The following is a 15,451-nucleotide window of genomic DNA, read 5'->3' on the forward strand; positions in this document are numbered from 1 at the left end:
CAGAGATGAATGACGTTGCACTATCGCCAGACGTTCGCGAAAACGAGACCGGTTTGCACGAGTCGGAATGGCCGCTGCAACACATTACTCTGGCAGGTCTGAGTTGGCCTGCTGAGCGCATATCACGAGCATCTAACCCGCCAATTATTATGCTACACGGCTGGCTGGACAATAGTCTGACGTTCACCAGAATAGCGCCGGAACTGGCGAAATTGTCGTCTTTGCACGCGGTGGATATGGCCGGCCACGGTCATTCCGGACACCGGCCTCAGGGGCAGGGCTATTTGCTGATGGATTACGTGGCTGACATCGCCGAACTGATCGAGGAACACTTCCGCGACGGGAAGGTGGATATTGTCGGTCATTCACTGGGCGGCATTGTCGGGGCACTCTACGCTGCAGCCTTTCCCGAGAGGGTGCGAAGGCTGGTGATGATCGACAGCCTGGGTGCACTTAGCCGTTCCGTTAGCGAAACCGTTCCGCAACTTCGCAAGTCCATTAAAAAGCGAATTGCAGGTTCCGGTAAACCGGCCGTTTACCCGGATGTGGTCACTGCAGCAAAAGTGCGCGAAGGCGGGCTCAGCCCGCTCAGCCACGAAGCGGCACTGACATTGATCCCGCGCAACCTGAAACCCGAGGGCGATGGCTATGGCTGGCGTACAGACCCGCGTTTACGGCATCCCACGGCGTTGATGATGACGGAGGAGCAGGTTATTGCTTCGCTGAAGGCCATCCAGGCTCCGACTTTGTTCGTACGTGCTAAAGAAGGATTGCTGGCCAACCGAAAAGGAATGGATAACCGTGCAGATGCGATGTCATATCTGCAAACAGTGGATGTTCCTGGTGGACATCATTGTCACCTGGACGGGGACACCCGCCCGGTCGCCGATGCTGTCAAAAACTTTCTTGAGAATGAGTGATACCTTGCCAAAGATTGTCGTGTTCCATTTGCTTTTTATTGCGATGCTATCCATGAGTTCCGGCATCGCCAGTGCGGCGGTGCCGGAAACAGTTCCGGAAGCATTTGCCCAGTCGGTGCTGGAAGAAACAGTTCCGATTGAATCTTCCGGGCACCTGGTGCTTTTCAGCGCAGTGCGCGAGGTCAACAACGAGATTCGCTCAGATTCCATGGCCCGGCTGCGGGTTACCGGAGAAGGGCGACTGTATCAGATCTCCCGTGACTCGAACCGCCGGGATGCCCGGGAGCACTATCTTGGTTTGCTGCGGGATCGTGGTGCGAGAATTTTGTTTGAATGCTCGGGCATTCGCTGCGGTCGCAGCAACGTCTGGGCAAACCAGATATTCAATCAGGCGGTTCTGTACGGCCGGGATGCCACTCAGGATTATCTGGTGGCAGGCCAGGTAGCAGACGATGGCAGCCGTTGGCTCACGTCTGTGTATACCGTAACCCGGGGCAACCTGAGAGAGTATGTGTGGGTCGAGCACTTGCAGGTTGCTGCGGGCGGATCTATCCCCGGCCTTGGTACGGTGAACAACAGGGTTTTCGGGCCAGTGGTTGTGCCCTGGAAAGGCGGAGTCACATATCGGTTTGACTGGCAGGCGACAGATCGCCGGAAGGTTAATGATCTTGCCCGGGCCGAGGGTGCCAAGGTGGTTCTTGTGGGTTACTCGGTACTTGCTGCTGATGAGTCGTTCAGTGATGCAATGGGTCGTGCCCGCAAGGCTGCCGAGTCGCTTTCCGAGGTACTGGTCAAAACCGGTGTTTCCAGACAACAGCAGGAACTGCTGATCGTTGGGCCTTCGGTGGTTGTGACTGATCCGGGGAGACAGGGCGACCGGGTTGAAGTGATGGTTATAACGAGGTAATTACGTGTCGGAAAATAATGTGTCCAAGGTGCTGGAAAACTCCGGTATCTCAGCCACAGAGGCTAGCGCCGGTTCCGAAGGTCAGGGCCGCAAGCGCAAGCGTCAAACGGTTGCCCTTACCCTGGGTAGTGGAGGCGCCCGTGGTTATGCGCATATCGGTGCCATCGAGATCCTTGCCGAGCGCGGCTATAACATTATTGCCATTTCTGGCTGCTCTATGGGTGCGCTTGTGGGGGGTATGTATGCCGCTGGTAAAATGCAGGATTACAAGGACTGGGTAACCGGGCTTGGCCAGTTTGACGTGCTCAAACTGCTGGATCTGACCTTCAACTCCGTGGGAGCAATCCGGGGCGAGAAGATTTTCTCTGTGGTACGGGAGATGCTGGGTGATATCCGTATCGAGAATCTGCCGTTGCACTATACTGCCGTAGCCACGGATTTGCTGGCTCATAAGGAAATCTGGTTTCAGGAAGGTCCGCTGGACAGGGCGATTCGCGCATCCGTTGCTATTCCCAGTGTCGTAACCCCTCTGGTTCTTGATGGCCGGGTTCTGGTCGATGGTGCCTTGCTGAATCCGTTGCCTATCATTCCGACCATTTCGGCCCATGCGGATCTCGTCGTCGCAGTGAACCTCAGCGGTGAGGATGACCGGCGCCAGAGAGTATCGGATGCAGCGTTTAACCGTAACCAGGATGGAATCGACAGCGGTGATGCGGACGAGTGGATGGATACATTCCGCGACAAAGCGTCCCGGTGGTTTGACTGGGATGCACTGAAATCTCTGGGAGTCGGAAAGCCGGATTCGGGTGTCAGCCCGGAAGACAGAATTTCGAAAGAAATGCAGAAAAAAGAGCGTTCTAAACAAAGCGAAAAAAAGTATCAGGAAGATCACGAAACCATCAATTGGGATAAACTGGGTATCGGTAAATTCGATGTAATGAACCTCACCATCGAAACCATGCAAAGTGCTCTGGTTCAGTACAAGATTGCCGGTTATCCGCCGGATCTGCTGGTTAATATCCCCAAGAACGCCTCTCGGAGTTACGACTACCACAAGGCACCCGAGCTGATTCAGCTTGGGCGTGAACGCATGGCCGCAGCTCTGGATCGCTTCGAGGAAAGCCGGAGTAGCTCGGGGCCGCTGGCGATCTGAGCCAGTGCAGTCGCAGAGCAATCACGTGGCTGCAGTAAAGCCATGAAACAGCGTATAATCCCGCGCTGAATCCGCATCTACAGGAAACAGCGTTTGTGACCAGCCTGATTGAAGATCTTCATACCGTTCGCGACTACCTTCGCTATGCCTCTTCGCAGTTCGCTGCCTCCAGGGTTTTCTTTGGCCATGGCACGGATAACGTATGGGATGAGGCGGTTCATCTGGTCATGCGTAGCCTGCACCTTCCACTGGAAAACAATACCCTGTTTCTGGATGCGCGCCTAACCCGTGAAGAACGTCAGCTTATTCTTGAGCGCATTCGGCGCCGTATCGATGAGCGTGTTCCTATCGCTTATCTTCTGGGTGAAGCCTGGTTTATGGGTATGCCGTTCCATGTAGATGAGCGTGTGCTGGTGCCGCGTTCGCCCATCGGTGAGCTGATTGAAAACGGGTTCCAGCCCTGGCTGGGGGATAAACCGGTTGAGCGGATTCTTGATCTTTGCACAGGGAGCGGCTGTATTGGTATAGGCGCGGCCTCGGTGTTTGAGGATGCCAGTGTGGATCTCTCCGACATTTCACCAGAGGCGCTGGCGGTTGCCGAATCAAACATAGAGTTTCACGAACTCCGGGACCGGGTGCGCACGGTGCAATCGGATGTGTTCGCGAACATCCGCGGGCAGTACGATATCATTGTCAGTAATCCGCCTTATGTTGATGCGGAAGATCTGACGGCTATGCCACAGGAATTCCACCATGAACCTGTGCTGGGCCTCGCCGCAGGTAATGACGGGCTGGATATTGCGCACAGGATTATTGCCGGTGCCGCAGAGCATCTTACGCCGGGCGGTTTGCTGGTGGTCGAGGTGGGGAACAGCTGGATGGCTCTGGATGAGGCTTATCCGGATCTTCCTTTTACCTGGCTGGAATTCAGTAACGGCGGCGATGGCGTTTTCGCTATCACTGAGCAGGATCTACGCCAGTGGCAAAGCAAGCATTAAACCAATTTCTTAAAATACCCTAACAAGATATTGAATTATGTCAGGAAATTCCTTCGGAAAACTGTTTACTGTCACCACCTTTGGTGAAAGCCATGGCGCTGCGTTAGGCTGCATTATTGACGGGTGCCCGCCGGGCCTTGAGCTTTCGGAAGCGGATATGCAGGCTGATCTGGATCGCCGCAAGCCGGGTACGTCGCGTCACACGACCCAGCGTCGTGAAGCGGATGAGGTGCGTATCCTGTCCGGTGTGTTTGAAGGCAAAACCACTGGTACGCCGATCGGCCTGATCATTGAAAACACAGACCAGCGCTCCAAGGACTATTCGAAGATTTCGGAGCAGTTCCGCCCGGCCCACGCCGATTACACTTACATGCATAAGTATGGCGTGCGCGATTATCGCGGTGGTGGTCGCTCCTCGGCACGTGAGACGGCCATGCGGGTAGCAGCCGGTGCCGTGGCCCGAAAGTTTCTGGAGCAGCGCCTGGGTATCCGTATTCGTGGGTATCTGTCTGAGCTTGGGCCTATTCGTGCAGAGAAGCTGGACTGGGAACAGGTGCATCAGAATCCGTTTTTCTGTCCGGATGCCGATAAGGTTCCGGAGATGGAGGCCTACATGGATGCCCTTCGTAAGGAAGGGGATTCTATTGGTGCGCGCATTAATGTGGTAGCTGAGGGCGTGCCTCCGGGGTTGGGTGAGCCAGTTTTTGACCGGCTGGATGCGGATTTGGCCCATGCGTTGATGAGTATCAATGCGGTGAAGGGTGTGGAGATTGGTGCGGGCTTTGGGTGCGTTGCCCAAAAGGGCACTAAGCACAGGGATGAGATGACTCCGGAAGGATTTTTGTCGAATCACGCGGGTGGTGTGCTTGGGGGTATTTCTTCTGGGCAGCCGATTCTTGCCAGTATTGCGTTGAAGCCGACGTCGAGTTTGCGTTTGCCGGGTCGTAGTATTGATGTGAATGGTAATCCCGTTGAGGTTATTACCACGGGGCGGCACGATCCTTGTGTGGGTATCCGGGCGACGCCGATTGCTGAGGCGATGATGGCGATTGTGTTGATGGATCATTATTTACGCCATCGTGGTCAGAATGGGGATGTTACTGTTTCTACGCCTGTTATTGGTCAGCTCTAAGCCAAACAGTCCGGTGGAGCGATCCAGTCAGGTGAGGCTATTCAAAAAACGCCCGTGAATACATCCTTGTAGGGCTTCGTCGCGCCGTCCTTGGCGCTCCAGATTTTTGAATAGCCTCACCTGACTGAATCACCATACTTCCGCGTTTTACCAATATTTTCTGGGAGATACCGAGATCTATTGGCGCCTTTCAAACCTCTACTTCTGGTTTTTCGCCCTTCTGGGCGGGCTTTTGCCCTATTGGTCTCTGTACCTTCAGGGGCAAGGGTTTTCGTATCTGCAAATCGCCACTCTGATGGCGTCCATTCAGCTTACAAAAATTGTCGCGCCAAGCCTGTGGGGGCATCTGGGGGATAAAACCGGCCAGAGGGTTCGGCTTGTTCGCTTTGGAGCGGTAACCGGGTCGCTACTTTTTGCCGGGGTGTTTCTTGAGCCCGGGTTTTATGGGCTGCTGCTGGTAATGCTGGCGTTTACGTTTTTCTGGAACGCGATTCTTCCGCTGTATGAGGTGATTACCCTGCGTTCACTTGGGGAGCAACGGGATAAGTATGGCAAGGTGCGGCTTTGGGGATCGGTCGGGTTTATTGGCGCTGTGGCCGGGGTTGGCCTGCTCCTGGAATGGATATCGATTGAGTGGTTGCCTTGGCTGCTTTTGCCTGTTTTTTTGGGGGTTGCGGCGTCGGCTTTTCTTTTGCCGGCAGAGCAAGGTGAGCGAAAGCCGCCTGCGCCAAAAGGTAGTTTGCGGGCGATTGTGACGCATCCTGCTGTCGTTGCGTTCTTTCTGATGAATTTTCTATTGCAGGTTTCACACGGCGCTTATTACACGTTTTTCAGTATTCATCTGGAGCAGCACGGTTACGGCAATCTTGCGATCGGTCTGCTTTGGTCGCTCGGGGTGGTTTCCGAGATCGGGCTGTTTCTGGTGATGCATCGGTTAACCCGTTATTTCACCGTGCGACATATCGTGATGGGTGCTCTGGCGTTAACGATGATCCGGTGGATACTGATTGCGGAGTTAACGGATGTTTTGCCGGTTTTGCTGTTTGCTCAGTTGTTGCACGCAGCTTCTTACGGCGCGCTTCATGCGGTTTCGGTTCAGTATGTTCAGGGCTTCTTTGGTCGGCACCATCATGGGCAGGGGCAGGCTTTGTACAGCGGGCTGACGTTCGGAGCAGGTGGTGCGCTGGGGGCCTGGCTGTCGGGCTTTCTGGTGGATGGGTTCAGCACGTCTGCGGCATTCTGGGGCGGTGCGGTTGCCATGGCGATCGCTATGTTGATTACCGCTCGCTGGCTTCAGGCGCCGCCAGGCCCCAGCGCTGAGCCTCTTTCTTCCTCCTGAACAATGGACAAGAGCGCTTTGGCGGCGTTTCCGGGTTGTCGGCCAGTCAGTCCTATCGCGCCCAGCACCCGCGTAACCGGATGTCCGGCTTCTGTTGCCTTCGCCAATACACCGTCGAGTACTTTCAGGCTTCCATCCACCATCCGCAGCGGAAGTACGCTCCAGCCGAGGCCAACGCTGGTCATCATTTTGAGGGTTTCCAGGTAGTTGGTCGGCATTTGCGGGTGCAGAGGCAGATTCTCCTCCAGGAACAGGCGGCTTACCATGCGGTAGGTCGAGGTTGAGGTGTCAGGCAGCAAGGCAGGGTGTTTCGCCAGATCCGCAAGTTTGGGTTTTGCCAGGCGGGCCAGAGGGTGATCCGCACCCGCTACGAACGCCATGGGGTCTGGCCAATGGGCAAACACGTCGAAGCTGGGTGCCATGCTGTCGCTCAGTGTAACAAAGGCGAGTTCAGCGTTGCGTTTGCGCATCTGCTCGTAGGCGGCGTCCGATTCCATGAGCTGCAGGTTGATGACCACCTTCGGGAATTCCCGTTTGAATCGGCGCAGCCAGTTGGGCAGGTGGTGAAGCCCTATGTGGTGGCTGGCAATAATCTGCAACTCGCCTTCTATCAAACCGGAATCCGGCGAAAGCGCAATGCGTGCGTTGTGGATTTCATCGAGTATTTTGCGGGCGTAGGGCAGTAATCTGGCGCCTGAGTCGGTCACGCGTATTTGCCGGTGGCTGCGGTCAATCAGTGTTGTACCGAGTTGATTTTCCAGTGCGGCAAGCCGTTTGCTGATGGCCGGTTGGGTCAGGTGCAGCTGCTCTGCCGCCTCCGAAAAGGAACCTTGGTCAATGATGGTAAGAAAAGCTTTAAGCGCGTTCGAGTCCAAGATCTGTCTTCCTGATTAGCTCCGGCAGGAAAATACTATCCCATAACCATATGGAATGCGATGAATGATAAACATGAATTGCGGTTATTCATTAGCGGGCGGTATGATAGGTTCAGAGAATTAAAACTGCACCTCCAGAAAGTGAGAGAGAATCATGGCGGGTAAAACCTTATACGAAAAGTTGTGGGATGATCATCTGGTCAAGCAGCGGGACGACGGTTCCGCGCTGATTTATATTGATCGTCATTTGCTGCACGAAGTGACGTCTCCCCAGGCTTTTGAGGGACTGCGTCTTGCAAAGCGCAAGCCTTGGCGCATCGACGCCAATCTGGCCACGCCGGACCATAACGTTCCGACGACTGATCGCGCAAAAGGCATTGACGGTATTGTTGATCCGGTTTCCCGTATCCAGGTGGAAGCGCTCGACAGGAACTGTGATGAGTTCGGCATTCTTGAGTTCAAGATCAAGGATCTGCGTCAGGGTATTGTGCATGTCATCGGGCCTGAGCAGGGCGCAACGCTGCCGGGCATGACCATTGTTTGCGGCGATTCCCACACGACTACCCATGGTGCGTTCGGGTGTCTTGCCCACGGCATTGGCACCTCGGAAGTTGAGCATGTGCTGGCCACTCAGTGTCTGGTGCAGCAGAAAATGAAGAACATGCTGGTCAAAGTAAACGGCGAGCTTGGCAAAGGTGTGACCGGTAAGGACGTTGTGCTGGCGGTCATTCGTAAAATCGGTACCGCCGGCGGTACAGGCCACGCGATTGAATTTGGTGGTCAGGCTATTCAGAACCTGAGCATGGAAGGACGGATGACCATTTGTAATATGGCCATCGAAGCGGGTGCCCGGGTTGGTATGGTTGCCGTTGACGGCACCACCATCGATTATGTAAAAGACCGGCCTTTCTCCCCTAAAGGTGAAACTTGGGATGTCGCCGTAAAACACTGGCGCACGCTGCACAGCGATCTGGATGCGGTGTTTGACAAGGTGGTTGAGCTGGACGGCGCAGACATATTGCCGCAGGTAAGTTGGGGCACGTCCCCGGAGATGGTTGCGGACATTACCGGCAACATACCGGATCCTGCGAACGAGGAAGATCCGATCAAGCGCGAAGGCGTTGAACGGGCTCTGAAGTACATGGGGTTGCAGCCAAATCAGGCGATCACTGACATCAAACTCGACAGAGTGTTTATCGGTTCCTGCACTAATGGCCGTATTGAGGACCTGCGGGAAGCTGCCCTTGTGGTCAAGGGGCGCAAGGTTGCTGGCAGCCTCAAGCAGGCAATGGTTGTGCCAGGTTCCGGGCTGGTAAAAGCACAGGCGGAAGCGGAAGGTCTGGACCGGATCTTCATCGAAGCAGGCCTGGAATGGCGTGACCCGGGGTGCTCCATGTGCCTTGCCATGAATGCGGACAAACTCGGGAAGGGCGAACACTGTGCGTCTACGTCTAACCGTAACTTTGAGGGGCGGCAGGGTTTTGGAGGGCGCACCCATCTGGTGAGTCCCGCCATGGCGGCCGCCGCTGCTATAGCCGGGCATTTCGTTGATGTTCGCGAACTGCTGAACTGAGCCACAGGAGAGAACTGAACCATGCGCGCATTTACGCAACACAAGGGCCTTGTGGCCCCCATGGACCGTTCCAATGTGGATACGGACATGATTATTCCCAAGCAGTTTCTGAAATCCATCAAGCGCACGGGCTTTGGTCCGAATCTGTTTGATGAGTTGCGCTATCTGGATGAAGGCAAGCCGGATCAGGACAGCTCACAGCGCCCTAAGAACCCGGATTTTGTGCTTAATCAGCCACGCTACATGAACGCCAGCGTGCTCCTGGCTCGCAGCAATTTTGGATGCGGCTCCAGTCGTGAGCACGCTCCCTGGGCGCTTGATGATTACGGTTTCCGGGTTATTATCGCTCCGAGTTTTGCTGATATTTTTTACAATAACTGCTTTAAGAATGGGCTGTTACCGGTTGTTCTAGAAGAGAAAGTTATAGATCAGCTGTTTCAGGATGCTGAAGCTTCGGAAGGTTATCAGCTGACGGTGGACCTTGATGCAAAAACCGTGATCACTCCGTCCGGTGAATCTTTTGGGTTTGATGTGGATGACTTCCGTCGCCACTGCCTGCTCAACGGTCTCGATGATATTGGCGTAACTCTGGAAGATGCCGAGCTGATCAAAACCTATGAAGATCAGCGCCGCCAGACTGCACCCTGGCTGTTTGGATCGGGCCAGTAGAGCGGTTTGCTAATGCCTAATCCGGCAACAATTCATAACTTGCCGGGTCAGTTCGACCCGGTTCACAAAGGTTTGGAAGCCCATTATGTCCAGAACTGTACTTCTTCTGCCGGGTGACGGCATCGGCCCGGAAATCGTTGCAGAAGCAGAAAAGATCCTTCATGCCATTAATAAAAAGTTTGATCTGAAGCTCGCGTTTGAGTCGGGCCTGGTCGGCGGCGCTGCGCTGGACGAAACAGACAATCCGTTACCGGACGATACCCTGGAGAAGGCCCGTAAAGCCGATGCAATTTTGCTGGGTGCTGTAGGTGGCCCCAAGTGGGACAGTCTGCCCATGGCAAAGCGCCCGGAAAAAGGGTTGCTTGGCCTGCGCTCGAATCTGGAACTGTTCGCAAATCTGCGCCCGGCAGTTCTTTACCCGCAGTTAGCATCAGCATCCTCACTGAAGCCTGAAGTGGTTTCGGGCCTGGATATCATGATTGTGCGTGAGCTCACCGGCGGTATCTATTTCGGCCAGCCAAGGGGTGTGCGTGAATTAGAGAACGGCGAGCGCCAGGGCTATAACACTTATGCCTATACGGAATCTGAAATCCGCCGGATCGGTCGGGTGGCTTTTGAGGCGGCGCAGCAGCGCGGCAAAAAACTATGCTCGGTAGACAAGGCTAACGTGCTGGAAGTGACGGTGCTATGGCGTGAAATCATGAACGACCTGAAGCGTGAATATCCCGATGTGGCACTTTCCCATATGTACGTGGATAACGCGGCAATGCAATTGGTTCGTGCGCCCAAGCAGTTTGATGTGATTGTGACTGGCAACATGTTTGGTGATATTCTTTCTGATGAAGCGGCCATGCTTACCGGCTCTATTGGTATGTTGCCGTCGGCGTCGCTGAACTCTGAGAAGCAGGGCATGTATGAGCCTTGCCATGGTTCGGCGCCAGATATTGCCGGCAAAGGTATCGCCAATCCGTTGGCTACGATTATCAGCGCAGCCATGATGTTGCGTTACAGTCTTGACGAAGAAAAGGCTGCAGCGGCTATCGAAGCCGCGGTAAATAATGTACTGGATCAGGGGCTGCGCACGGCAGATATCATGTCGGAAGGCTGCACCCGGGTTTCTACCCGTGAAATGGGTGATGCGGTACTGGCTGCTCTGTAATGTACAATAATCCCCGACAGCGACGCGATGCGGTTGCTGCGGGATCATTCATCCTGTCCCTGCCGGCGATAAAGGTTGAGGGCGGGCATAAAGCGAGGTTCAAAGGTCGCACATGAAGCGAGTTGGACTTGTAGGTTGGCGTGGCATGGTGGGTTCTGTCCTCATGCAGCGCATGCGCGATGAAAACGATTTTGCTGATATCGATCCGGTATTCTTTTCTACCTCCCAGACTGGTCAGCCAGCTCCGGACGTAGGCAGGGATGGCGTTCCGCCGTTGCAGGATGCGTTCGATATCGAAACCCTCAAAACTCTGGATGTGGTGCTGACCTGTCAGGGCGGGGATTACACCGGCGCGGTTTATCAGAAACTGCGTGATGCAGGCTGGAAAGGCTACTGGATTGATGCCGCATCCACGCTGCGGATGGTAGATCACTCTGTCATTGTGTTGGACCCGGTAAATCGCAACGTGATTGACGCTGCGCTGAATAGCGGCGTGAAGGATTACATTGGCGGTAATTGCACCGTCAGTCTGATGATGCTGGCCCTTGGCGGGTTACTGGAGCAGGATCTGATTGAATGGGTATCCCCCATGACCTATCAGGCAGCTTCCGGCTCCGGTGCACAGAACATGCGTGAGTTGCTCAACCAGATGGGCGAGCTTAACCGCAGTGTTGGGGAAGAGCTCGCAAGCCCTTCTTCGGCGATTCTGGAAATCGACCGGAAGGTCACCGAAACCATGCGTTCCGACGGCTTTCCCACAGAACATTTCCAGGTGCCTCTGGCCGGAAGCCTTATCCCGTTTATCGACAAGCAGCTTGATAACGGCATGAGCAAGGAAGAGTGGAAGGCGGGCGTTGAGACCAACAAGATTCTTGGTCGCTCAGAGAACCCGATTCCTATTGATGGGCTCTGCGTAAGGATTGGAGCCATGCGCTCCCATAGCCAGGCGCTGACCATCAAGCTGAAGAAGGATCTGCCGGTCGCGGAGATTGAATCCATTCTGGCGAACGCTAACGATTGGGTAAAAGTTATCCCCAATGACCGCGATGCGAGCATTGAGGAGCTGACCCCTGCCAAAGTGACCGGCACTCTGAGCGTCCCCATCGGGCGTATACGGAAGTTGGCTATGGGGCCGGAGTATATTTCTGCATTTACCGTCGGGGATCAGTTGCTGTGGGGAGCCGCTGAACCCTTGCGCCGCATGTTACGGATCCTGCAGGAACGTTAAGAAATGTTACACAGAGGCAATTAATGCCAACTGTGTCCGGTTTCAGGAAGCCGGTTAGGGGGCGGAGGCTGATTTCAGGCTCCGCCCCTGTTATTTTCAGGAACACTAGGGAGTTCCGTGCAACTGGTAAATAAATGGTGCAAGGATTGATGCTGATTGATTGATAAAAGAGGCTTTATCAACAATACTTGCCGGACTGAAAATTAAAAACGCGACATATCAAACAAGAATTATGCAGGCGGAAGTCATCCTGCTTCGTACGATTCTGTTTGAAAAAATCAGTCACGAATAACGGAGACTGGAAAGGAAAAAGCATGAAGGTACGCAAGCTTGCGGTTGCACTGGCTCTTGCCGGGGGACTAGGATCCGGTATCGCTCAAGCCCTGGGGCTGGGTGAAATTGAACTTCAGTCCTATCTGAATGAGCCGATGGATGCAGAAATTGTTCTGCCACAAAGTCAGGGAATAGATCCTGGTGATGTGTTCGTGAACATAGCCCCGGAAACGGCTTATCAACGGCTTGGCCTGCAGCGGAACCAGTTTCTTGGAAAACTTCGTTTTGAGGTAGCTACTCGTTCTGATGGCAGTCTGGTGGTGAACGTCTCCTCCAGGGAACCATTGAGAGAGCCTTACCTTAATTTTCTGCTGGAGTTGACCTGGCCCAACGGTCGGCTGATGCGTGAATATTCCGTTCTGGTAGATCCTCCGGTTTATGCCGAAGAATCCGGTGTTTCCGAGCAGGTGCGCGCGCCTTCAAGCGCACCGGTAGCTCAGTCCCGACAAGCATCTTCTGAGCGTAACGCCGAGTCCGCTCGTCGTGCGGCAAGGGCAGAGCAGTCCCTGGGTACCGGCTATCGCGCAGATACCTTTGGGCCCACAGGTGCGTCTGACACGCTATGGACCATTGCGGCGACGGTTCGCCCAGATAATAACCTGTCAATGCAACAGGTTATGCTGGCTTTGCAGGACCTGAACCCAGGCGCATTTATTGACAATAATATCAACAGACTGAAGCGTGGCGAGGTGCTGCGTGTTCCGTCCGCGGATCAGATTCGTAGCCGCACCCGTGCCGAGGCGACTCGTGTTGTTGCGCAGCAGAATCAGGAATTTCAGCAGCCCAAGCGTACCCTTGATGCCACCGTTGCTCAGCAGCCGAAGAGCGGCGCTGCCAGCGAAGCGGCTGCCAGTGGTGATGAGCTCAAGCTTCTGGTTGCCGACGATGAGGGTGGCCGGAGCAAGACTGAGGGTGGCTCTGCCGGCGGAGATAGTCAGCTTGCAGGTGGTGTAGACGCCGGTGCTGCAGTGGCCATGGAAGAGCTTGAAAGTTCCCGCAGGGAAAATGACGAGCTCAACACCCGTGTTGATGATCTTCAGGATCAGGTACAAACGCTTCAGCGCTTGCTTGAGTTGAAAAACAGTCAGCTTGCCGAGATTCAGCAGGGTGCCGCCGCTAATGATGCCGCAGCCCAAACCGCTCCGGTTACCGGCGAAGGCGCTGCCTCATCTGAACAGACCGAAGAGGTTGCCGGCGCGGCTGAACCCGCAGCTGAGCCCGGCCAGGAAGCGACAGCCGACTTAGCGACGGCTGAAGGGGAAGCGGACCCCGCCGAGATGGATGCTGGGCAGGAAGCTGCCAACCCATCCGAAGTTGCAGGTGCGGAAACCAGTGAAAGCGATACCGCAGCAACAGAACCTGTTGTTGCACCGGGTTCCGAGGCGCAACCGACTACCGAAGTTGCCGCCTCAAGCGGGCAGGCAGCCCAATCAGAGCAACCGGAAAAACCGGAAGCTAAAGTCCAGCCGGAACCAGAACCTGTTGTTGCCAACAAAGGCTTCCCGGGCAATGTAATTGATGCAATTACCGGTAACACGATCTACCAGATTGCTCTGGGTGGTGGTCTGATTCTTCTCCTGCTGCTTCTCTTGCTTCTTGCGCGGCGTAATGCCAACCGTGAGAAAGCATTTTATGAGCAGCTTAATGACGAACCTGATGGGCCTGAAGATACCTTCGATCTGAGCCTGGATGAGGAAGAGCCGGAGCAGAGCAGTACCAGTAATGTTCTTGAAGAAGCTGACACCTACGTCGCTTATGGTCGTTATGATCAGGCCGCTCAGGCCCTGGAAACTGCAATTTCGCGAGAGCCAAGCCGTACCGACCTGCGCCTTAAGTTACTTGGGGTTTATGCCGACAACCAGGACCGCGATTCATTCGAGAAGCAGTTTGGCGAGATTCAGGCTTTGGATGACGACGAAGCGATTGCCCAGGCAAACGACCTTCGCTCCCGTCTTGAAGAAGCTGAGTCAATGCCCAGCATTGATGATCTTGAGTCCCAGCTTCGCTCTGGGTCGCTCGGCGGAGAATCTGGCGCTTCAGAGCCCCTTGATGCGGCGGAAGGTTTCGAGAATGCCGATGCCTCATTGTCGGATGAGCTCCTCGCCGATCAGTATGACGCAAGTCGCGATGATCAGGTTGAGAACGAATTCGGTGATTATGATTCTGACTTGTCTGATTTCGATCTGGACACCCTTGAGGGTGCAGAGCAGTCCGCTGATACAGGAGCTAGTGAGAGCGAGAAGAGTTTAGAACCGGAGAAAAAGAGCAGCGACGATCCGATCGAATACGATCTTTCGGGCCTTGAGCTCTCGGAATCCAAAGACGAGGCGGATGCTCCTGAAGAGGAAAGCGATTTCTCCTCTCTCGAAATAGATCTGGACGAGCCAGAGGAATCGCTGGACAAGCTCGAGGAACCGTCTGATGTGGCTTCTGATGATGCCTTGGAGCCTGCGGCTGAAACCGAAAGCACGGATATTGACTCTCTCGACGAATCCTTCCTGGATGAACTGGATGCAGAACTGGACAAGGTCGCTGGCGAGGAAGACGAGCTAGGCGGTTCCGAGATGGAGGAGTCGACGCTTGATGACCTTGAACTGGATGTATCCGATGATGACCTTGCCTTGATGGAAGAGTTCTCTGATTCTGCGGATTCAACCAATGCAACAAATGCAACCAAGGCAACTCCGGAAGACGACGAACTGTCCCTGGATGACGAGCTGAACCTCGAAGATACTCTCAGCGAAGGCGACCTGACAGACGAGAGCGACTCTCTTGAGGACTCGGCCGAAGAGCCTTCGGATGATGAGCTACCGGTTGCCTCCGATGAAGTTCGGGATGACACCACGAAATCACCTGTTGCTGACATCGATGAAAACGATCTTGGTGACGATGATGATTTTGATTTCCTCGCTGGAACGGATGAAGCGGCAACGAAGCTGGATCTTGCAAGAGCCTATATTGAGATGGGTGACAGCGATGGAGCCCGGGATATTCTTGAAGAAGTAGCGCTTGAGGGAGATGACGAGCAGAAAGTCGAAGCTCAGGATCTGCTTAAAAATCTGTCCTGATCCGTTATAATCGGATTACTGAGGCAACAAGCGCCGGCCGCCGGGGATTATCCCGGCGGCCGGCGCTTTGTTTTTACAGCAACATACTTGCCGGATT

General features: G+C 54.6%; 12 protein-coding genes. 11 read left to right on the forward strand and 1 reads right to left on the reverse strand.

Annotated elements, in window-relative coordinates; genetic code table 11:
• Positions 1–5 precede the first annotated feature (5 nt).
• The 6 genes from BUA49_RS10810 (at position 6) to BUA49_RS10835 (ending at position 6,449) form a co-directional block, all read left to right on the forward strand.
• On the forward strand, positions 6–920 hold the full coding sequence (locus tag BUA49_RS10810; RefSeq protein ID WP_072797274.1) for an alpha/beta fold hydrolase: 915 nt from the start codon (positions 6–8) through the stop codon (positions 918–920).
• A gap of 4 nt (positions 921–924) precedes the next feature.
• The gene (locus BUA49_RS10815; protein ID WP_323807513.1) at positions 925–1,827 is read left to right on the forward strand and encodes a DUF4892 domain-containing protein; all 903 of its coding nucleotides are present in this window, start codon (positions 925–927) and stop codon (positions 1,825–1,827) included.
• 4 nt (positions 1,828–1,831) lie between these two features.
• Positions 1,832–2,980 carry a patatin-like phospholipase family protein gene (locus tag BUA49_RS10820; protein ID WP_072797275.1) on the forward strand — a complete coding sequence of 383 codons (1,149 nt, stop codon included), beginning with the start codon at positions 1,832–1,834 and terminating at the stop codon, positions 2,978–2,980.
• Between the two features lie 95 nt (positions 2,981–3,075).
• The gene (gene prmB / locus BUA49_RS10825) at positions 3,076–3,978 is read left to right on the forward strand and encodes a 50S ribosomal protein L3 N(5)-glutamine methyltransferase (RefSeq protein WP_072797277.1); all 903 of its coding nucleotides are present in this window, start codon (positions 3,076–3,078) and stop codon (positions 3,976–3,978) included.
• A gap of 37 nt (positions 3,979–4,015) precedes the next feature.
• The gene (gene aroC, locus BUA49_RS10830; RefSeq protein ID WP_072797279.1) at positions 4,016–5,110 is read left to right on the forward strand and encodes a chorismate synthase; all 1,095 of its coding nucleotides are present in this window, start codon (positions 4,016–4,018) and stop codon (positions 5,108–5,110) included.
• Between the two features lie 175 nt (positions 5,111–5,285).
• Positions 5,286–6,449: an MFS transporter gene (locus BUA49_RS10835; protein ID WP_072797281.1), complete on the forward strand. Its 1,164-nt coding sequence runs from the start codon at positions 5,286–5,288 to the stop codon at positions 6,447–6,449.
• Here the strand turns inward: BUA49_RS10835 and BUA49_RS10840 are convergent.
• Complete coding sequence (locus tag BUA49_RS10840; RefSeq protein ID WP_072797283.1) at positions 6,404–7,324, reverse strand: LysR family transcriptional regulator; 921 nt, start codon at positions 7,322–7,324, stop codon at positions 6,404–6,406. The two genes, BUA49_RS10835 and BUA49_RS10840, sit on opposite strands and share 46 nt — an antisense overlap.
• A gap of 154 nt (positions 7,325–7,478) precedes the next feature.
• Between BUA49_RS10840 and leuC the strand changes: the two genes are divergently transcribed.
• The 5 genes from leuC to BUA49_RS10865 all read left to right on the forward strand — a co-directional run bounded on the left by leuC (position 7,479) and on the right by BUA49_RS10865 (position 15,354).
• Positions 7,479–8,897 carry a 3-isopropylmalate dehydratase large subunit gene (leuC, locus tag BUA49_RS10845; RefSeq protein ID WP_072797285.1) on the forward strand — a complete coding sequence of 473 codons (1,419 nt, stop codon included), beginning with the start codon at positions 7,479–7,481 and terminating at the stop codon, positions 8,895–8,897.
• Between the two features lie 21 nt (positions 8,898–8,918).
• Positions 8,919–9,566: a 3-isopropylmalate dehydratase small subunit gene (gene leuD / locus BUA49_RS10850; RefSeq protein WP_072797287.1), complete on the forward strand. Its 648-nt coding sequence runs from the start codon at positions 8,919–8,921 to the stop codon at positions 9,564–9,566.
• 85 nt (positions 9,567–9,651) lie between these two features.
• Positions 9,652–10,725 (forward strand): 3-isopropylmalate dehydrogenase, encoded by a 1,074-nt coding sequence (gene leuB, locus BUA49_RS10855; protein ID WP_072797288.1) that lies wholly within the window; start codon positions 9,652–9,654, stop codon positions 10,723–10,725.
• Between the two features lie 112 nt (positions 10,726–10,837).
• A complete protein-coding gene (asd, locus tag BUA49_RS10860; protein ID WP_072797290.1) occupies positions 10,838–11,953 on the forward strand; it encodes an aspartate-semialdehyde dehydrogenase in 1,116 nt (371 codons plus the stop codon).
• Between the two features lie 314 nt (positions 11,954–12,267).
• Complete coding sequence (locus BUA49_RS10865) at positions 12,268–15,354, forward strand: FimV/HubP family polar landmark protein (protein ID WP_072797292.1); 3,087 nt, start codon at positions 12,268–12,270, stop codon at positions 15,352–15,354.
• Positions 15,355–15,451 lie beyond the last annotated feature (97 nt).

It is taken from the genome of Marinobacter antarcticus (assembly GCF_900142385.1).
In the GTDB taxonomy this organism is placed as follows: Bacteria; Pseudomonadota; Gammaproteobacteria; order Pseudomonadales; family Oleiphilaceae; genus Marinobacter; species Marinobacter antarcticus.